Consider the following 21,934-nt stretch of genomic DNA (forward strand, 5'->3'; position numbering starts at 1 on the left):
TAAATCATATAATGAAATTTTTACAAATAAATAAAAAATATACATCATAATCATTAAACAATATATTAAGCATCATAAACATATATTGGCTCGTCATAAAGGCGTAAACATTTTGACCAATTTCCACATAACGTTTCCCATTCACCAGCAGGATATACTTCCGTACGCAATATATGAAGTGGTATACGTAAATTCAATAACCGACCACTAAGCGTCGTACGAGTAACTCCCGCTGGCATTAAAAACTTTGCTTCAATTACCTTTTTCAGTTCCATCAACGAGTATTCTGGATAACTCATCAATATTTCATTTGAATGAGGCCAGACCTCAGTATCATTTGAATGACGGCGTACCGTATACTCATGTTGATATAAGCTGACAATACGATGCCATATCTCTAAATGATTAAATAAATCGCTATTTAAATCCCTTGCATATAAAAAATGTACTTGTTTATTTGCTTCTGTAATTTTTGCAAGCAAACGTTTATTAGCAATAATCTTACCTGACCAAATTATTGTAGGTTCTTTCTTTAAATTATTTACCCATTCCCCCATTGGTAATAAATGATTCCAAGCACGAATTTTTATTTTTTCATCAGGTACTACCTGTACAGCAACGCGTTTACAACCTAATGCCATCATAGCCTTCATACGATGGGCACCATCAAGTAACAGATAATTACCATCACTAAGCTCAGATACTAAGGGAGGGTTCCGTAAAACACCTTCGCTTTCCATTACACGACAAATTTGTTCCAATCGTTTGTGTTCATATGATTCATGAAAGCGAATTTGCTTGGGATGTAAGAGATCTAAGGCCGAAATAATTTCACTCATAAAAACAGCTCCTCAAATAATTACATAAATTCTAAGCTTATCAAATAACTAATTTACTATAATGATTAGTCGTGTTTACCAATATTTAGCGGATATTAGACAATTATTTCAAACTGCGTTTTAATAATTTTACTAGTCTTCTAATAAAACACCAATTTCATTTTCCCTAGCCCTTTGATAGTAATAAGCAGCAATGGCTACATCAAATATGGCCATACCCATTGGATTAAATAATATTGATTTGTCATAAGGGAAGTTTTGCAGTGCTCCTCGGATTACAACGTCAGCAATTGATACTGTATCTTCTTTTTGTAAACCTCTTTCAAGGTGCATCCTTTCAACATCAGTTTTTTCACGACAGACTTCTTCCCAATTATCAACAACTAGGGATTTTGTATATTCTAAGATATCAGGCTTAAAGTCACGAAGAGAAACATTGAGTAGTAGCGCCCCATCTTTAGGTTTCTTATCAATATAACCTTCTGCAGAAACAGTACAAGTAATAAAAATATCAGCATCATTATAGGCTTCTTCATATGCATTAACCTTTTGAGTTTTAGAATAAATTTCCTCAGGAATTAATTCGTCTTTAATTCCATTAATATCATATAGGTAAACACTTTCGATTTTATCGCCTAATAGGGCAGTTACCATCTTTAAATGCATCTGACCAATAGGTCCAAATCCAATAATTCCAACTTTAACATTATTTAAATCTCTTAACTTGGCAAACTCTCGAATCATTAACCCTGTAACAGAAGCTGTTCGTATTACACTGACCATCGCTGTATTAAGTGTCGCAAATGGTTTTCCAGTCATAGCATCATTTAATATAGTAACTGAATGAGCACGTTGAATACCTTTCTCAATATTCTTCGGAAAACTAGCTATCCATTTGATTCCTGAAACCTTAAATTCTCCTCCAATATAAGCTGGCATAGCAATAATTCTATTAGCCGGATCATCGAAACGTAAGTATGGCTTAATTGGCTGAGAAAAATCTTCTGCATCAAGACTTTTTACTGCCTTTGAAATGACATTTATTGTTTCTTCCCAATTAACACCCATTTCATTGATATGTTTAGTATTTAAATACATCATAATTGCTTCCTCATTTCTATATCATTTTTATAAAGAAACTAATTGGTCTTCTACTGATTTTTGTGTATTAAGCCATTCTACCCATTCTACGTTGTAAATAGTTGATGTGTAAGCTTGTCCATTATCAGGACACAAGAAAACAACATTAGGTGTATTTTGAACATCCCTATTTTCAAAATACTTTTGAATTGCATAATATGAAGTCCCTGATGATCCACCAGCAAATATTGCATGTTTATTAAATAGCTCATAACAACCTGCAACAGTATGGACCTCCGGTACAATCATTACATCATCAATCAATGCTTTTTTAACCATACCAGGTATCATACTGGCACCAATTCCTGGTATGTACCGTTTACGTGGCTTATCACCAAAAATAATGGACCCTTGACTATCTACCGCAATAATTTTAATATTAGGAAATTTTTCTTTTAATCGTGTAGATACCCCAGCGATAGTTCCTCCAGTACTCACTCCAATGAAGGCATAATCTAACTGTTTAAAATCATTAGATATTTCTTCACCAATTCCTTGATAATGGGCTTCAAAGTTATCAGCATTATTATATTGATTTGTCCAGTATGCATTAGGAATAGTATTTAAAAGTTCTTCCACCTTATTTAAACGCGTTAATAAATAGCCACCTGTTTCATCTCGTTCATCCACTTTAGCTACTTGATAGGAAGTTGCTCTCAAAAAATTCTCATAACTATCATTAATATTTGGATCAATAACTGGTATGAATTTCAGGCCGATATACCTACAAAGAGTAGCAAGAGCAACCGCAAAGTTACCAGATGAAGATTCGATAATCGTAGAATTTTCAGTCACTTCACCGCGACTTATTGCTGATTTTAAAATATGGTAAGCAGCACGTACTTTAACACTATTCATTAAATTGTAATATTCTAGTTTCGCATACAGATTAATCTTTTCATGCTCTAATTTAATCATAGGTGTGTTGCCGATTACCCTTTCTAAACTCTCTAATTTCTTGAGCATAATTTGCTTCCTTTCTTGGTTAAAATCTAAAAAAATAATTAAAGATAAATAGTTGTAAATGTTCTTTCGAATGTATTTCAAATAGAACTTATACCTGAAAGACAATAAATGCTAGATTCTTTAGTATCGATAAGCTAAGCACCATTCAAGTACTGCCATAGCACTATTTAGCTTGTTTTCGGCCTGGGTAAATACAATACTTTTCGGTCCATCAATAACTGTTGCTGCTACTTCTTCCCCCCGGTGTGCTGGGAGGTCATGCATGAAAGTAGCTTCCGGATATAAAGTCAAAATTCTCTCTGTCACTGCAAATGGATTAAATGCATCTTTCCATAAAGGATCTATTTTGCTTGTCCCTGTTGTTTGCCACCTTGTTGTATATACAACATCCACTTCACTAGGTAACATTTTTATATCATGACATTCTACAACTTTAGCACCAGAAAATCGTGCATATTCTTTTGATTTTTCAAGCACACTCGGAGACACTCCATAACCAGCAGGTGTAAAAAGATATAACTCCGTACCTGGAAAACGAGATAAAGAAAGAGCTAGAGCTGCCGCACTGTTATTACCTTCTCCCATATATAAAACCCGTAATCCAGCTATTTCACCAAATTTTTGTTTCATTGTTGTTAGGTCTGTTAGCGCTTGTGTTGGATGTTCTTCCGCACTCATTGCATTAATGACTGACATACGACTTTGAGATGCCAGTTTTTCCATTTCTTTTTGACTATCTGCAGTTCTTGCTACTAGTCCATCCAGCATTCGCGAAAGTACTTGAGTAGTGTCTTCTATAGACTCCCCTGTATTTTCTTGCAAATCATTTGGACCATACGATACAATTTGTGCACCCATCTTTAATGCTGCAACAGAAAATGCCGATCGAGTTCTAGTCGATGTTTTACGGAAGTAAATCCCAATTATATTTCCCGCTAATATGTGATTAGGTTGCGATTTACCTGTGGCAAACTCTACCCCACGAGTTACAATTTGGTTAATATCACTATCAGTAAGATCCTCAAGAGTAATTAAATGTTTTCGAATAGCCATTATTATATTACCTCCCTTTTGAATAAGTGCCTGTAACAAAAATGTATTTACACATATATGTAAATCAAAACTATTAAACAGCTAAGGTAAAACATAATAGATTGCAAATATAATTTATGTGGATCCATTACCACACTTTTCTACATTTGTTTTTAAACTAATGTATAGCAGTTGATATATAGCCTATATGAACTCGAATACTATTTTTACTCATAAATACTTACATATAATTCTATTGTTAGTCTATATTCCTATTTTTTATGATATAGCTCTGCTGAATATATTACACACTACAACGCTAAAAATATACTCAAAATACTGAATTTTCAGCTTTCTCAATTCTTTTATCAATTTTCTGTCAATTCATACTCAAATTATCTTTTTTACTAATAATATACATACAATGTTGGCTGTTTCTTTTATAGCCCACTTCTAAAAAATCCACCCATTCAAAAATATCGTTTTCCGGATTGTCAGTTTAGATACAAATTACTGCTGCAGTCATTAAAGAGCCCTCTTTAAAAGAGATATACTCCTTCTACTGGCTCGCTATTTTTAGTTATGATAACCTCTTAATTGTTACAGCTATAACGCTAACAATTGTTATTGCAACCATTGATCTAAGTAAACAAACAATGAATGACATACTAATATATACACAAAGTAATCTATTAAGCGTAAAATGATTGCATCTCCAGCAAGTTTAAATACTTATTCAGATCTTTGCTTTTATAATTTTCAAAATTAAATTTCCGAAAATTTTCTTTCCTTAAGGAAATATCGATTATTTTAAACTATGTAAGAATGCTTATCTTCTATAAAGTAATTACACAAATCAACAAAGTCAATTTCAATTATTGATTCTGGAAAACTATCTAAAGAAGCACAACAAGAAAGCTTATAATCTTTACCAATAGTAAACTTTTTATAATAAACCTCATTAGATAGCATGTCACCATAAAATATTATATTTTTTTTAATAACAAAAGAGTTTAAAGGTATAGTTAGTCCTTTCCCTATCCATTTAACAAAGCTTTCTTTTATAGTCCATAATTCATAAAACACATCTAATTGTTGTTCTACATTTAATGAATTTAAATAATTAAATTCTTCCTCAGTAAATATATTTTTAATCATTGTAGTATCCATGGGCCGGACTTTTTCTACATCTATTCCTACTTCTTCCTCATGAATAGCTCCAACAACCCAACTTTCGGAATGTGATATATTAAAATGAAAATTATTTAACTCATCAACATAAGGCTTTCCGTATTCATTGTATTTATATTTAATATCTTTATTTTCTTTTGAGAAATTTGTAGTAATTAAATATCTTATTATAATGTCTCCAATTAAGGCGCTATATTGGTCGGGCTTTCTTTTATATTTCTGTATTTTCATCTGCTTTTCTTTTGAGACCAAACTCATAAGTTTCTGCATAATATTATGTTCTATATTTCCCGGCACACGTACCTTATATATATTCATTATTTCCTTCCCACCTAACTTCTTATATAAATATAAAAAACTCTCAATGAATAATTCCTATTTATTTTTGATTAGTAAAAAACATTTTCAGAGGATAATATTCTATTTTACATTCATATTTTCGACTTATTTTCTAACCTCTTTATGTCTATTATTGAATGGGCTCAAAGAAAAAAGTCTCATAATATGTTATACACGAATTTATGAGACTTTTAGAAAACTAATAGTGTACAATTTCAAATAATATTTCACCTATTTACATGTGCTAATAAGAGCATTTGTTTAAAACTCATTTTTATACTCTTTACCAATTCATGAATATGCGGTTTCTCTAACATACTCAGATGGGAACCTGGCACTTGCAAAGCGTATACTTCCCCTGATGTATATTCATTCCATCTGTTATAATCTACTAGTGGGTGAATGTCATTAATAGATGCATTAAATAGAAAGATATCTGCTTTTATTTTTTGTTTACAATTATATTTTAGGTATGCATATCTATTAGCTATCATTACTTTTAACTTATTCATCATTGGATCTTCAAAATTTTGCTGACAACTATTTTCATTCAATGTAAATTTTTTCAGTAAAGATTCTATTAATTGTTCTTCACTCATTTGCTCAAAACTAATTTTCTCAATCCCTAACTGATCATTGAATTTTTCCAATTCTTCAAAGGCATTCTTAATATTTAAACTAAGAATCTCCTTACCTTGTTCAATAGGATGAACATCAAGTAAACCTAGAAAACTAACTTTATCACCTAGTTCTTCTAATTTTCTAGCCATTTCAAATGCAACTATTCCTCCAAAAGACCATCCTAATAAGGTATATGGCCCTTCTTTTTTTACTTGTTTAATTTCTTCTATATATCTTACCGCCATTTCCTCTACAGATAAGTTTGGAAATCTATTATCATCATATCCTATAGATTGTAACCCATATACATTCTTATCCTCTCCTAATTCTCTAGCCAAATCATAATAGTTTAATATACCCCCTCCTTGTCCATGAACAATGAACCATTGACTATCCTTGTTTGTCCCATTTTGAATTGGAATTAAACACTCACTGTCTATTCCTTTATTCCTACTTATTACATCACTTAATTGTTCAATAGTAGCCTTTTGAAATAATAAACTTAATGGCAGTTGCACATTAAACATTCTCTTGATATTTTCGAATAACTTTAATCCCTTAAGAGAATGACCACCTAATTCAAAGAAATTATCATTTATACCAATATTATTTACGCCTAATATACTACTCCAAATATCAATTAAACTACTATCTATTTCATTTCTTGGTGGTACATAATTACTATTGCCCAGTGTATTTAGCTTCGGTAACTTACTTCTATCTATTTTCCCATTTTGTGTTAATGGTATATTGTGAATTGGTATGAGTTGTTGAGGTATCATATAATGTGGTAACTTTGTTGCCAAATATGCTCTTACCTCTGGAATAGGAATATCTTTTTCTGTAACTACGTATGCACATAAATACTTTTCCCCAGCTTCATCTTCTTGATCTATTACTACGGCCGTTTTGATTGTCTCATATTTTAACAAACTCGCTTCTATCTCACCTAGTTCTATTCGATATCCCCTTATTTTTACTTGATGATCGACTCGGCCCAAGTATTCAATGTTACCATCAGGTAGCCACCTTGCTATATCCCCTGTTTTATATAGTTTCTCACCTCGTTCAAATGGATGATCAATAAATTTATCTACTGTTAATTCTTTTCGATTGATGTATCCTCTAGCTAACCCTATGCCAGAGATACATATTTCACCTGGAACACCTATAGGTTGTATCCTATGAAATGAATCCAATATATAAATTTTAGTATTTAACAATGGCGAACCTATCGGTACGTTTTGTGTTGTAATTTCTTTATTACTCTCATATCGATAAGATGTACAACAAACTGTAGCCTCTGTAGGTCCGTATCCATTTAATATTTGGAGGCTCCCCCTAAATAGATGATCGTATTTTGCGAGTAATTCTGTTTTAATGGGTTCTACTCCCACAAGTAACTTATTTAACACTATCTTCTGGTTATCTCTAACAAAATAATCATATATTTCATTTAATAAAGTAGGTGGAATATATGATAATGTAACCTGTTCCTCAAGAATGACTTGTACAAGTTTTGATACATCAAACTTCTCACCTTGATAAATAGTCATTCTTGCGCCATATATCAATGGGACAAATATCTCAAAAATAGTAACATCAAAAGAAATACTACTTGAGAATAGAACGTTATCAGTTATCCCTATATCTTGAGAAAAATCTTCATACATTGCACACAAAAAGTTAGTCAAGGATCGATGTTCAATCATTACTCCTTTAGGTTGTCCTGTAGAACCTGATGTATAAATAACATACGCTAAGTTGTGAGGTTCTATCATCATGTGCATGTCTTCTCCTGGTTCTTCTTCAAAAGACATATCCATTAGATCTATTACATTACCTTGGAACTCTATCCCCTTTATAATAGAGTTTTGATGTACTAATACATGTGAACACCCACTGTCTGTCAGCATATATTCCACTCTTTGTTTTGGTAAGTCGGTATCAATTGGTAAATACGCCCCACCTGCTTTTAAGACACCTAATATACCTATAACCATCTCGATGGAGCGTTCCATCATCACACCAACAATGGATTCTCTTTTAACTCCTTGGTCTAATAACCTTCTCGCCAACTGATTAGCTTTTATATTTAATTCATTATATGTAATTCCTTTTTCATTACATACAACGGCTATTTGATTAGGGTTCCGTTTTACTTGTTCTTCAAACATTTTATGCACTAATAAATGATTAGAATTTGAATTCTCTTTTTTGTTAAATTCATTCATAATACAATGTTCTTCTTCTATAGATAACATATTAATATTATGCAATCGTACTCTAGGGTTATTAGTTACTTCCTCAACTATATTTGTAAAATGTACCATTAACCTTTCTATTGTCTCCGCTTTAAATAACTTAGTACTATATTCTACTTTTAAATGAATGTTATTATCTATTTCCGTTGCTACTAATGACAAATCAAATTTTGAAACTGACTGCTTAAACGGATACGGTGTAAATTCTAATTCACCAATAGTTATTGGATTCATATCCATGTTTTGAAAAACAAACATGGTATCAAATAATGGATTTCTACTTGTATCCCTATGCAAGTCTAAACCTTCTAATAGTTCTTCAAAAGGATAGTCTTGATTTTCATAAGCTTCTAATGTATTGAGTTTTAATCTACTCAAAAACTCAATAAACTCATCGTCATTTTCTAGATAATTTCTCATTACCAAAGTATTAATAAACATACCAATCATATGATTAGTATCAGAATGAGACCTTCCAGCAATAGGCGAACCTACAATAATGTCTTCTTGACCTGTGTATCTAGATAAAAGTATGTTATAAATGGCCAATAAAATCATATATGGCGTGGTACCAGTTTCAGTTGCTAGCTTATTTACTTTAAAAGTTAAATCTGTTCCCAAATTAAAAGAACAAACATTACCTTTAAAGCTTTGTATAGTCGGTCTTTGAAAATCGGTTGGAAAATTTAAAACCGGGAGTTCTCCTTTTAAAGTTGTTAACCAATAATTCTTTTGTTCACTAATTAGATTCTTATAGTAAGGTCCATTTTGCCACATCACATAGTCTTTGTACTGCACTCTCAATTTTGGAAGCTCATTTCCTTTATACAATTCTACAAACTCTTTTATTAATATCCCCATTGATAAACCATCAGATATTATATGATGCATATCTACTACAAGGATATGTCTTTCTTCTGCTATCCTTAAAAGCAACACCCTTAATAATGGAGGTTTTGATAAATCAAATGGACTTATAAACTCATGTATTAAATAATCCGCATCTTTTTCATTTACATGAACGTATTCAATATTGAAATCTACATTAGGCTCAATTTTCTGCACTAATTCCCCATCTAAAATTTGAAAAGAAGTTCTTAATATTTCATGTCTCTCAATTAAAAATTGAAATATATTTTCAAACTTATCTTTACAAATATCCCCTTCTACTTTAAGTATTGTGGGCATATTATAAGTTGTATTTGTACCATCTTCGAATTGATCTACTATAAACATTCTCTTTTGTGACGTAGAAGCTAAATAATACTCTTGTTGTTTTACAGGTTCTATGGAAATATAATTACTTTTTTCCATTTCTAATATACATTTTGAAAAATAAACCAAAACAGGAAACTTAAATAGGGATTTAATAGATAATTGCACATTAAATTCTTTATTAACGATAGAAATTAGCCTAGCAGCCTTTAATGAATGACCACCTATCTCAAAAAAATTATCCCGTATTCCTACCCTTTGTATTCCTAATACATCTTTCCAAATCTCAACTAATTTTCTTTCTGTAGAATTTGTCGGCTCTAGATGACTAGATTTCAAATTATTAATAGGTTGAGGTAATTTTTTTCTATCTATTTTTCCGTTTTGTGTTAACGGTATGTTTTGAATGGATATGATTTGTTGAGGTATCATATAATATGGTAACTTGGTTGCTAAATATGCTCTTACCTCTGGAATAGGAATATCTTTTTTGGTAACTACATACGCACATAAATACTTTTCTCCACTTTCATCTTCTCGCTGTATTACTACGGCGGATTTGATTGTCTCATATTTTAACAAACTTGCTTCTATCTCACCTAGTTCTATTCGATATCCCCTTATTTTCACTTGATGATCAACTCGTCCCAAGTATTCTATGTTACCATCAGGTAGCCATCTCGCTATATCTCCTGTTTTATATAATTTCTCACCATGTTCAAATGGATGATCAATAAATTTATCTGCTGTTAATTCTTTTCGATTGATGTATCCCCTAGCTAACCCTATGCCAGAAATACATATTTCTCCTGGAACACCTATAGGTTGTAGCCTGTGAAATGAATCCAATATATAAATTTTAGTATTTAACAATGGCGAACCTATTGGTACGTTTTGTATTGTAATTTCTTTATCCCTCTCATATTGATAAGATGTACAACAGACTGTAGCCTCTGTAGGTCCGTATAAATTTAATATTTGGAGGTTCCCCCTAAATAGATGATCGTATTTTGCGAGTAATTCTGTTTTAATTGGTTCTACTCCCACGAAAAGTTTATTTAACGATATCTTCTGATTCGCCCTTACAAAATAATCATATATTTCATTTAATAAGGTAGGTGGAATATATGCTAACGTGACCTGTTCCTCAAGAATGACTTGTACAAGTTTTGGTACATCAAACTTCTCACCTTGATAAATAGTCATTCTTGCTCCATATACCAATGGGACAAATATTTCAAATATAGTAACATCAAAAGAAATACTACTTGAGAATAGTACATTATCAGTTATCCCTATATCTTGAGAGAAGTCCTCATACATTGCACACAAAAAATTAGTTAAGGAACGATGTTCAATCATTACCCCTTTGGGCTGGCCTGTAGAACCTGATGTATAAATAACATATGCCAAATTTTGAGGTTCCATCGTTATCTGCAAATCTTCTACTTGTTCTTCTTCAAAAGGAATATCCATTAGATTTATTACACTACCTTGAAATGCTACTCCCTTTATAATAGAGTTTTGATATGTTAGTACATGTGAGCACCCGCTGTCTGTCAGCATATATTCCACTCTTTGTTTTGGTAACTCGGTATCAATCGGTAAATACGCCCCACCCGCTTTTAAGATACCTAATATACCTACAATCATCTCAATAGAGCGTTCCATCATCACACCAACAATGGATTCTCTTTTAACTCCCTGGTCTAATAACCTTCTCGCCAACTGATTAGCTTTTATATTTAATTGTTTATATGTAATTTCTTTTCCATTACATACAATCGCTATTTGATTAGGATTCTGTTTTACCTGCTCTTCAAATAATTGAGGAGCTGTTACAGTCTCACAAAGTAATGTTTTATGAACTCTAGTCGTATGATTGAAATCAAATAATATTTGATTCTTTTCTGTTTTAGGCATTACATCTAGATCCATTGCAGATTTATTTGGATCTTTCATTAATATATCTAAAATATTATATAAATGATTAACTATTCTACTAACTAATCCTTCACTATATAAAGTAGAATTGTAATCCACTTGAACCTTTAACTGTTCTTCATTTTTCATAAACCTAATAACCATATCAGAGTTTATTTTATCTGTACTCTCATAACAATGAATATCATCTAACATTACTATTGTATTTAATAAGGGAAGATTATTACTCTCTCCATCTAGACTTAATAATTGAGTAAGTTTATTAAAAGGAAAATGACAATGTTCATTTGACTCTAAAATTGTTTCTTTAATTTTATATATTATTTCTTTAAAATTATCTTCTTGATTTATTTGAGTACGTAATAATAAAAAATTGTTTTGAAAAACCGTCTCTTCTTGACCTTGTTTAAAAACTGGCATTCCAATTACTACATCATCCTTATCGGTATATCTACTTAAGAGATATTTCACACCTGATAATAAAATAGTGTACAGTAACATATCAGAATTATTGCTAATTGCTACAGCTCTCTTCGCAATATCCGATGGGAATTGACAATAATAACTTTCTTTAGAAGCCTGAATATTATTTAAAGACAGACAATCACAAGGAAATCTACTTAACTCAACATCACCTGATAACTTGTCTAACCAATATTCTTTTTCTTTTTTAAATTTTTCACTAGATAATAAAACCTGCTGGGTAAATTTATCAAGCATTTTTTCTTCCCACCATTCTCTATGATATTGATACTAAATACTACATATTTAGTGGTTATGTTCCCCATAGACCTATCCGTTTTATCATGAGGGGGCACAATCATACTCGTCATTGGGAGTTCTCTTCCTCAGTAATAAAACTTCCCAATGACGACCAATTAGATTGCTACTTTAACGATAGAAGTTTCACATAAAGCATAGAAATTCACTTTTCTCTTACTCAGATACATCTCTTAATTTTTTACTTCACAGATTTTACCCTATCTAGTATTTTCATAATTAACTCGCCCACGATGTCAGCTTGATGTAGTAAAAACATATGACCACCATTAACTGTTAGAAAATGAACCTCATTGCCCCATTCTACCCACTTCTTAGCCCCTTTTACTGTATAATTAGAGTCTGTTGTTCCACTAATAATATATAGGGGCGCTTTCAACAATGTTGTGTCATCATTTATATAATTCTCAATGGCACGAAAGTCTGATCGAATAACTGGAAGGATATAGTTTAAAAGCTCCTGATGTTGTAATACTTCATCCGGTAATCCTCCCAAAGACTTTATATAATCTATAAAGTCTTTATCATCTAAATGATTTGTTTTTCTTCTTATTTCCGGTGGATTCATAGCAGAGATAATAACATTTTTAGGATTTATACCCTTACTTTCTAAAATTTGAGCCATACGGTGAACTATAATTCCTCCCATGCTATGGCCAAATAATGTAACCTCTCCCTCTAAAATTGGTTGCATCTCCATTAAATATAAATTAACAAGATCATCTATGTTATCAACTAGTGGAGAAAGATTAGGACCATGGCCTGGAGGATCAAATGAAATAAGTTTTATATCTTTCGGTAAATAATTCTTTAAAGGTAAAAAAGAATTCGAATAGCCCCCAGCATAAGGAACACAAACCAAATATTTGTTACTATTCAATCCTGGCGATAAATCTTTCATTAATTTTCTCAAGTGACTTCTCCTTTATTAAATAAAATTTTCATCAAATAGTTGTTTAATCAAACAAATTATCAATTTCTTCATCACTAAGGTTTAAGGTTTCAAAATCTGATGAAGTAAATTCTTTTGTTTGCATTTGACAACAGGATTGGATATATGTCTGTAGTCGTTCTAGATAATCTGAAAATAAATTTTCTACAAAATTCTTTTGAAAATGACTTGTACTAAATGTCACATGAATTTCTAAGCTTTTATTCTTAACCATGGCCACAATATCCAATAATGCAGTAATATGATTATCTTTTGATTGTTCACTGCCACTTTGATAATCAACAATAGTAAACCATCCATCCCCGAGAGAATTATCTATCTCTCCTAAATAGTTAAAACGAATTATATTTTGAGTTAAATCTTTGCAAGAAGGAAACTTCTCTTTAAGAATTCCATATCCAATTCCCTTATTAGGTCTTTTACGAACCTCTTCTTTAACACTCTTTATTTGATTAGTAATATTATGCGAAACTTGTAATACAATAGGATACATCGTTGTAAACCACCCTACTGTACGTGAAATATCAAGATGCTCAAATAATTCCTCTCGACCATGACCTTCTAACTCAAATTTAATTTGATCTTGGTTTGTATATTTACCTAAATTTTCTGTCAACACAGCAAGTAACAACTCCATTGGTTGTGTATTGTAAGGCACATTTGCAGTAGTTAATAGTTTTCTTGTATCATCTGCATTCAATGTAAAGGTAAGAGTAGTACAACTTTCAACAGTACTATTTTCTTTTTCTCTATTAATTTGAAAATTATTATCTAGCATGTTATCTATGGATTCCCAATAATCTAATTCAGCACGTACTAAATTAACTCCTCGACTATTTAAAGCTTCAGACCAATCTTGGAAAGAGTTAGTTTTTAATGGTAGCGATGGAACTTCTCCTAAATACAAGCTATTCAAGCATCGGTTTGCATCTTCAATTAAAATACGCCAGGACACAGCATCAACAATAAGGTGGTGTGCAGTTAATAATAACAACTGTTGATCATTTGAAAGCTGGAATAAGGCCCCTTTAAATAATGGTCCTACATTCAAATTTAAACTTCCTTTTAACTCTTCACCTTTTATATGAACCTGATTCAAAGCCATTTCAATTGGAATTTCAGACAAATCAAACATGGTAACCTTAGAATCAACAATGGACATATCTTCGTCATAATAGAAGTAATCCTGCTTATCCTCATACCTTAACCGTAACAAATCATGATGATGCATGATCGTATTTAACATCTTATTAACATATTCTTCTTTAACCGGCTTCTTCAAAGACAGTAATACCGATTGATTCCAATGATGCGGGTTCTTAAACTGTTGATCAAGGAACCAACGCATAATAGGAGTAGGCTCTACCTTTCCTGTTACCAATGTTTGTGAGACTGTAACATCTTTTTGTTTAACTAACATTGCTGCCAATTCACTTACAACTGGATAATTTAGTACATCTTTAACTCTAACTTTCCATCCCAGTTCTTGTAATCTAGCGCTCACTTGGATCGCTTTAATAGAATCTCCACCTAAATGATAAAAATTACTATGCAATTCGATTCTATCAGTCTGTAATATTTCCTTGAGAACTTCACTAACCATTCCAGTAACATCTTCATCTACTTCTTCTAAATGAGTATGGTTAGAACCGTTATTTAACATCGGATCTGGCAACGCTTGACGATCTACCTTTCCATTGATAGTTAACGGTAGCTGCTCCATATAGATAAAAAATGAGGGAATCATATAACTTGGTAGCATATGCGAAATAAAACTGCGTATTTCTATATTTTGAACACTGCCTTTCAAAACAATGTAAGCAACTAGATGATTTGAATTATCATCACCTTGCCAATTTATCACTACTACATCTTTAACAGACTTGTATTGTAACAGTGCATTCTCAACTTCCCCTATTTCAATACGATATCCTTTAACTTTCACTTGAGAATCCATTCGTCCTTGATACTCAATTAATCCATTTGGCAACATGACAGCTAAGTCACCACTTCGATACATCTTCTCACTCGGAATAAATGGATTAGATAAAAAACGTTGCGCCGTTAAATCCGGACGATTCAAATAACCTTTAGCTAGCCCATCACCCGATATATAAATTTCTCCTTTTACACCTATAGGAACCGGCTGAAGATTCTTATCCAATAAATAAATTTGAACATTATCAGCTGGTATACCAATTGGTACGGATGCCCTTCGATCTAGCTCTGGATCATAACGATGAATCATACATCCAACCACGGTTTCAGTTGGTCCATATTCATTAATTATTTCAACTTTACCGCTAAAAAGATCGAATATCTTCTCGGCTACTGAGGTTTTCAAATCCTCTCCACCCACAATCAATCTGCGAAGAGATGAAACTCTTGGGAGTTCATAGTTATTTAACAACGCTAAATGTGAAGGCGTAACTTTCAACACTGTAACTAAATTTTCCTTGAGTATTTTTGACAAAATAAACTCATCTTCTTTATCATGATATATCACTAACAATAAACCGCTTATTAAAGGAGTGAATATTGAAGTTACTGTTAAATCAAAAGAAACGGATGAATATAATGCAAAAACATCATTTTCACTACTAATATAGTTCTTTTTAGCCCAGGAAATATAGTTAACTAATCCACGTTGAGTGATTACAGTTCCTTTAGGATTCCCCGTGGTTCCAGAGGTATAAATTATATATATCGGATCACTTGGTGCAGTTACTAGGGTTAAATTGGAATTATCTCCTTCATAAAGTTTCTGATCACATATATTAATTTTCTCACCTAAATATTCTAAATTCCCCTCATTTGTATAGTCAGTTAAAAGTAATGTTGTACCACTATCATCCAAAATATAACGAATTCGATCCTCTGGGTAAGAAGGATCTATAGGTAAATATGTACCTCCAGCCTTAATAACTCCCCAAATTGCAATCACTATCTCAAGTGAATGTTTAGCTAGTATACCCACGACTTGACCATTTTTGACTCCTTTTTCTCGTAGCTTTCTTGCTAACTGATTAGATTTCTTATTTAATTCAAGATACGTCATTGATCTATCAGCATATTGAATTGCTATTTTTTTTGGTGTCTGTTTTACTTGTTCTTCAAATAATTCTTGAATAGTTTTTTCTTTCGGATACACAACAGCTGTATTGTTAAATTTCTCTAACATAAACTTTTGCTCATCATCCGATAACAAAGATAATTCTTTTATCGATTGATCTTCATTACGTAAAACTTGTTCTATTAAAGCTAAAAACCTCTCATGCATACAATTGATTTGATCTTCTTCAAAATCCGCGACTTTATAATCATATTGAATTTCTAAACCTTCATCTGCCCATTCCTTAATAACTAACTGTAATGAATAGGCTTGGTAACCACTGTAAAACTCCACGTTTTCTAAAGAAAATCCATCAATAGTATTTTTAAGTTTTGTATTATAGTAATTCACACTATATTGAAATAAACCATCGTATCCTTTACTAGTCAATTGCAAGTCTTTTACCAATAAGTTATAAGGATAACGCTGGTGAAATAGACATTGTTTTATTTCATGATTTACTCTTTTAATGAAAGATAGAACACTCTCATCTTCATCCACATTTAACCGTAACGGCATTGTGCTAGTAAACATACCTACTATTTTCTTTTCTAGTACACCGGAACGATTTAGTACAGGAGATCCAATGATTATGTCTGATTGATCATACATTTTATGAATATAAATAAGCATAAAGGTTGAAAATAATGTATTCATAGATATTCTATGTTTTTGTATAAAAGACTGTAGAGCAACCGATTTTTCTTTTTCAATTAAAAATATCTTTCGTTCCCCTTCTAGAGAATGAGATGTTTTTGATAAAAAGAAATCTGGCAGATTCATAAATTTCTCATTCCAATAATTCTTATTTTTTACGTATCGAGGGGATTCCAGATATTTCTCCTCTGCTTGTAAATAAGACAGATAAGTAGATTCAACCGTATCATTTATATGCTCATCATTCTTTAACTTAGAGTAAAAATCGATAATTTGACTCGTCATAAGTTGGATTGTCCAACCATCAGCTATAATATGATGAAACTTAACAAAATAGGAGCTTTCTACATCACTTATTTTCAAGAGCACAAATTCAAACAGAGGGCCTCCTTCAAGTGGAATTTGTTTTTGAAATTCATCCTGGGCCCATTTTCTAGCTTCTAAACTTGGATTATGACGATTAGAAAAATCAATTAAACGTATTGGTGTAGGTTCAAATGGTGATATATATTGGTGGGGTTCTCTATGTTGTTGAAAAATCCGTAGACGTAAACCATCATTTTTCTTAATGAATAATTGAATTGCTTTTTCTAAAATTGTAAAATTAATTTCCCCATTAATAAGAACCATCCCTCCGATGTTATACATAGATGTGTTTGGATAAATTTGTTCATTATACCAAACTCTTTTTTGTGGATGCGTAAGAGAATGCTTTACAATTGTTTGTTGCATATTTCCACTTCCCCTCTATCCACATCCGTTGGTGTTTCCGGAAATTGTATATTAATATAGTGAGGATAAGGATTTATATTCTCAAGATTATGTTCTAAAATTAATATTCCATTTTCGTTGCTAGTTTCCTTAAATCCAGCTAATCGGTACGTAACAAACATCATACGGTTACGGTCAGTCTGTCTAAACTCAGCCAAAAAGCGTTTACCTGCCTGTTTTGTTCTTTCCATTAGATATGTAAGGAGTATAGTACCAACGCCACGGGACATTACACGACAAGACATGAGAAGAAGTTTTAGGCAGTCGGCTTCCTCCGTCCTTTTTACAAGTGTTAAACCAATCTTCCCATAGGAGCCATATTTATCTGATAACTCACAAACTAATAATAAATAATCTGGATGATTACGATAATAGTTTAATTCATCATAATCATAGGTAATACCAGTCGAATTTAATTGATTCGTACGTACTGTTAACTCCTCTGCACGCTGTAAATCTTCCTCACGAGCCTCACTAATCACAAAATTCATCCCAAGTGAAGCTAAAAATTCTTCTTTTGGGCCTTCATATTCTTCTTCATCCTTCGTTCTCTTAAGATTTTCTAAATACATCAGTCTTCGACGACCTGAATCTTCTGTAATTCTTTTTGGTTGTAGTCGTGGCAAGTCTAATAACGACTTATATTCATTTACATGTATACACAGAATATCATTATGAACGCTCTGTACTTCTTCTAATTCAAAAGGTTGGTCATCAATGAACGCAAAAGTATCAATACCTATGTTTAAATTTTTTCTAATTTTCTCAATGGAACTAGATTTAGAGTTCCAATGAATCTCCGGATATAAAAAATACTCTTCTATTCCAAATTCCCGTAATTTAGCTATTGCATCTTCGTAGTTATTTTTACTAGCAACTGATTGCAGTATTCCACGTCGATCTAATTCACATATAATTTCATAAATTCCAGGTTTTAAAGTAACCGTACCACTCTCTAATAAAACACCATCCCAAATTGTACAATCTAAGTCCCAAACAACACATTTAATTTCCTTACTCATAATAATGCCTCCTTTGTTTTATTCATTTTCACAGTTCCCATCTCCATCACTATAAGCTTATCTGCCAAATGAAAATATTGATCGTCGTGAGTAATAGCAATAATACATTTACCCTTCGCTCGCATTTGAGGTAACAATTCTTCATAAAAGAAGCGTCTATAACCAGGATCTTGATCCGCTGCCCATTCATCAAATAAAAGTATAGGTCGATCTTCCAAATACGTAACCAGCAATGCCAACCTTTTCTTTTGTCCAGTTGATAGTTGCGTAGTAGTAAAGCGCCCATTCTCAATGCCAACCTTGTCACTCAGTTGGAGAAGTTCTAAATAATTATCGATTTCTACTTTCATTCCTTCTGTATTAATTCCATATAGCCTATCAAAAACATGAAAATCACTCAGGATAGCTGAATAGTATTGATTCAATTCCTCTGGAGCTATTTCTTTTTCATTTAATAAAATGTTACCTTCATTAGGTTTATATAACCCAGTAATCAGTTTTGATAAAGTAGATTTTCCACTCCCATTACCACCAGCAATAAAGACTATTTCTCCAGAATTAAACTCCATGTCTATTGGACCAATACCAAAACCAGTAAAATCTCCATCTTTATTCTTATACTTATAACTTACATTTTGTAGCTGCAAACAAATTGGCACATCTAAGTACTCTTTTGTTGTCGCGATTTGCTCATTTGCCTTTATATGATCTACACTCTTCACCATTTGTTGAATACGTTGCCAAGAAATACGTACATTTACGAGCTGAGGGATACCGCCCAGTATTTCATTAACTGGACCTGTCATATACAGAAAAACGATTACATAGTTACTTATCGTCTCTTTCGGCATATTAACAAAAATTTCTGGAAATACGAAAACTACAATACCAATAACAAAAATGAATAATAGTTCTCCCAGAACAAACACATTTGCAAATTTAATATCTCCTATCGTTCGTTTAACACGATAGTTATTACAGCTTTCATTCATAACTTCTCGAAAATCGTTTCGTTTTCCAGTATGAAGCCTAAGCTCTTTGAAACCATGCCTTAGATCACCAATCAAACGAAAATATACATTCTGAATATCTCTTGTTTCATTCCAAACTTTATCTGCTTGTCGTCCGATCAAAGAATATACCCCTGCAGTAATAAAGATGATACACAAGGATAGTAAAAAGGCATACATATTCATTACACCAAGATAGAGAAAACAAAATAGTAACGTTAATAAACTTGTTCCAGCAGTAACTAATAGATTGAGAGAACGAGAGATAACTTCCGTATCGTTATTTAATGTCGCCTCTATTCGGCCCTTCTCAATCAACTCCAATTTGTAATAAGGAGTCTGTAACAACTTATCTGTTAATTCCATCCTTTTTTCATAAACTAGCTCGTTTGTATACGATACAATGCTAGTTCTAATAATACGTTGTGAAAAGACATACATAACGATTCCAAGTACAAAGTAAAACAACAAGCCATTTTCCAAATTATTTGATCTAACAAACGTTTCATTAATCACAAAAATGAGAAAGGCATTACCAAATCCTGATATTAATCCCAAAACAATTAAAGTCAAAAGCGACTTTCCCTTTTGTCTTGGAAAACAAAGATTTAAGAATGTATGGATAACATAGGCCAAACCCACCCCAGCAATTGCATATATTGCAAGTACAACAGTTGAAGGAGCCCAAACTTTTATAAATGCCCACGGAAGCCCTCCAAACAAGAGATTTGGTAGTTGATAAAGTGCATAAATCATTAGCCCATATATCGCAACAACTAATACCATATGTAACCATGTTTTTCCCGTTGGTAATATAAATTTTCTTTTTCTAAAAATAATCTCCCTGATTAAATGAAATAACATGACCAATAACGTTAGTAAACACAAAGATGAGATCACAAATAAGGCTGTTCCTATTTGATCCGTTTTCTTATATTCATCATAGAGTAACGGTTTAACTTCTTTATCTATCATCATATTTAAAAGACTGCTACCGATATAGTAAGTGTAATTACTATTCAGATTTGCTAATACTACGACCCCTATCTGTTCCTCATCACGGAAACCAATATACGATGAATAATTTGGGTTACTTCCACCATGTGAAATTTCCCCTCCACCACTTTGATAGACCTCCCATCCAGCTGCATATGAAGCTCCATTGTTATCTGGGGCAACCTTTCTATTCGCTTTATGAGAATCGTTAATCAATTCCTCCGGAAACATCCTAGGCTTTTCAAACCCAAGCTGTAATTTTAACCATCTTTCCATATCATTTATATTTGAAATAAAATATCCAGCCGGTGTATTCCCCCTATAATTAGGAGCGTCATAGGGTAATGATTGTAAGAAATTACGCTTGTAACCTTGGGCCATGTTATCTAATGGGGCCATCTCACGTCCAGCATATGTACTCAATAAATCCAACTTTGATAGCACATGATCTTGAACATATCTTTCAAATGATTGATTAGTTGCCTTCTCGATTACTAAGCCTAATAGATCGTAGTTAACCGTAGAATATTCAAAACTGCTACCCGGCTCTCGGTTTAGTCCTATTGGCATAACATTTCTAATCGTTTTCTCAATAGAATCTTTGCCATTGGTTATAGGAATATATCCAATGGCCTTTTCCGGTATTCCACTAGTGTGGTGTAATAAGTCATAAAGTGTAATTTCATAAGGTTTGCCTTTATACTCCATTTCAAACCATGAAACATATTTAGTTAAAGAATCACTAAGTTTAATTTTCCCTTCTTTTTCTAGCTGCAATACAGCTAATGCCGTAAAAGCTTTTGAAGTAGAACCTAGCTCGAAAAGCGTCTCATTCGTAACTTGACGTTTTTTGTCTGTATTGGCATAGCCATAATTCTTCTTATAAATCGTTTCGTTTCCTTTTACAATTACTACTGAAAGTCCAGGAATACCCGCTTGAGATAGTTGTTCTTCTATATGCTTCTGTATTTTCTTCTCATTAAACTGTACTGTTTCCTGTGCATCCACCTGTCGATAAGGGAGTACTATTAAAGTCATTAAAATGATAAACTTCAACCATACGTTTAACTTCATATTTTTAGC

The 21,934-nt window shown here is 32.3% G+C and carries 10 protein-coding genes; all 10 read right to left on the reverse strand.

The features are described 5' to 3' along the window. Positions 1-65: 65 nt before the first annotated feature. The 10 genes from N2V92_RS01785 to N2V92_RS01830 all read right to left on the reverse strand — a co-directional run bounded on the left by N2V92_RS01785 (position 66) and on the right by N2V92_RS01830 (position 21,925). Complete coding sequence (locus tag N2V92_RS01785; RefSeq protein ID WP_001289608.1) at positions 66-839, reverse strand: ParB N-terminal domain-containing protein; 774 nt, start codon at positions 837-839, stop codon at positions 66-68. A 132-nt stretch (positions 840-971) separates the two neighbouring features. Next, positions 972-1,940, reverse strand: a complete 969-nt coding sequence (gene sbnB, locus N2V92_RS01790) for a 2,3-diaminopropionate biosynthesis protein SbnB (protein WP_136804476.1) — start codon at positions 1,938-1,940, stop codon at positions 972-974. Positions 1,941-1,967: 27 nt separating this feature from the next. Beyond that, positions 1,968-2,945, reverse strand: coding sequence for a 2,3-diaminopropionate biosynthesis protein SbnA (gene sbnA / locus N2V92_RS01795; RefSeq protein ID WP_136804477.1), 978 nt, complete (start codon positions 2,943-2,945; stop codon positions 1,968-1,970). 120 nt (positions 2,946-3,065) lie between these two features. Then, the gene (locus N2V92_RS01800) at positions 3,066-3,998 is read right to left on the reverse strand and encodes an ornithine carbamoyltransferase (RefSeq protein ID WP_136804478.1); all 933 of its coding nucleotides are present in this window, start codon (positions 3,996-3,998) and stop codon (positions 3,066-3,068) included. Positions 3,999-4,787: 789 nt separating this feature from the next. Continuing rightward, the gene (locus N2V92_RS01805) at positions 4,788-5,486 is read right to left on the reverse strand and encodes a 4'-phosphopantetheinyl transferase family protein (protein WP_097938497.1); all 699 of its coding nucleotides are present in this window, start codon (positions 5,484-5,486) and stop codon (positions 4,788-4,790) included. Positions 5,487-5,734: 248 nt separating this feature from the next. After that, entirely contained in the window at positions 5,735-12,271 is a 6,537-nt protein-coding gene (locus tag N2V92_RS01810) for an amino acid adenylation domain-containing protein (RefSeq protein WP_170264831.1), read from the reverse strand. A 241-nt stretch (positions 12,272-12,512) separates the two neighbouring features. Then, positions 12,513-13,244: a thioesterase II family protein gene (locus tag N2V92_RS01815; protein WP_001228849.1), complete on the reverse strand. Its 732-nt coding sequence runs from the start codon at positions 13,242-13,244 to the stop codon at positions 12,513-12,515. Positions 13,245-13,287: 43 nt separating this feature from the next. Continuing rightward, complete coding sequence (locus N2V92_RS01820) at positions 13,288-17,784, reverse strand: non-ribosomal peptide synthetase (protein ID WP_170264832.1); 4,497 nt, start codon at positions 17,782-17,784, stop codon at positions 13,288-13,290. Further along, positions 17,766-18,845, reverse strand: a complete 1,080-nt coding sequence (locus N2V92_RS01825) for an HAD-IIIC family phosphatase (protein WP_000031543.1) — start codon at positions 18,843-18,845, stop codon at positions 17,766-17,768. The genes N2V92_RS01820 and N2V92_RS01825 overlap by 19 nt, the downstream gene beginning before the upstream one ends. Beyond that, positions 18,842-21,925 carry a cyclic peptide export ABC transporter gene (locus tag N2V92_RS01830; protein ID WP_170264833.1) on the reverse strand — a complete coding sequence of 1,028 codons (3,084 nt, stop codon included), beginning with the start codon at positions 21,923-21,925 and terminating at the stop codon, positions 18,842-18,844. The genes N2V92_RS01825 and N2V92_RS01830 overlap by 4 nt, the downstream gene beginning before the upstream one ends. Positions 21,926-21,934 lie beyond the last annotated feature (9 nt).

The organism is Bacillus sp. CH_48 (assembly GCF_038008465.1).
Classification (GTDB): domain Bacteria; phylum Bacillota; class Bacilli; order Bacillales; family Bacillaceae_G; genus Bacillus_A; species Bacillus_A thuringiensis_S.

Coding starts and splice junctions, on each gene's coding strand:
- N2V92_RS01785 (WP_001289608.1), bottom strand. CDS start 839: ATGAGTGAAATTATTTCGGCCTTAGATCTCTTACATCCCAAGCAAATT.
- sbnB (WP_136804476.1), bottom strand. CDS start 1,940: ATGATGTATTTAAATACTAAACATATCAATGAAATGGGTGTTAATTGG.
- sbnA (WP_136804477.1), bottom strand. CDS start 2,945: ATGCTCAAGAAATTAGAGAGTTTAGAAAGGGTAATCGGCAACACACCT.
- N2V92_RS01800 (WP_136804478.1), bottom strand. CDS start 3,998: ATGGCTATTCGAAAACATTTAATTACTCTTGAGGATCTTACTGATAGT.
- N2V92_RS01805 (WP_097938497.1), bottom strand. CDS start 5,486: ATGAATATATATAAGGTACGTGTGCCGGGAAATATAGAACATAATATT.
- N2V92_RS01810 (WP_170264831.1), bottom strand. CDS start 12,271: ATGCTTGATAAATTTACCCAGCAGGTTTTATTATCTAGTGAAAAATTT.
- N2V92_RS01820 (WP_170264832.1), bottom strand. CDS start 17,784: ATGCAACAAACAATTGTAAAGCATTCTCTTACGCATCCACAAAAAAGA.
- N2V92_RS01825 (WP_000031543.1), bottom strand. CDS start 18,845: ATGAGTAAGGAAATTAAATGTGTTGTTTGGGACTTAGATTGTACAATT.
- N2V92_RS01830 (WP_170264833.1), bottom strand. CDS start 21,925: ATGAAGTTAAACGTATGGTTGAAGTTTATCATTTTAATGACTTTAATA.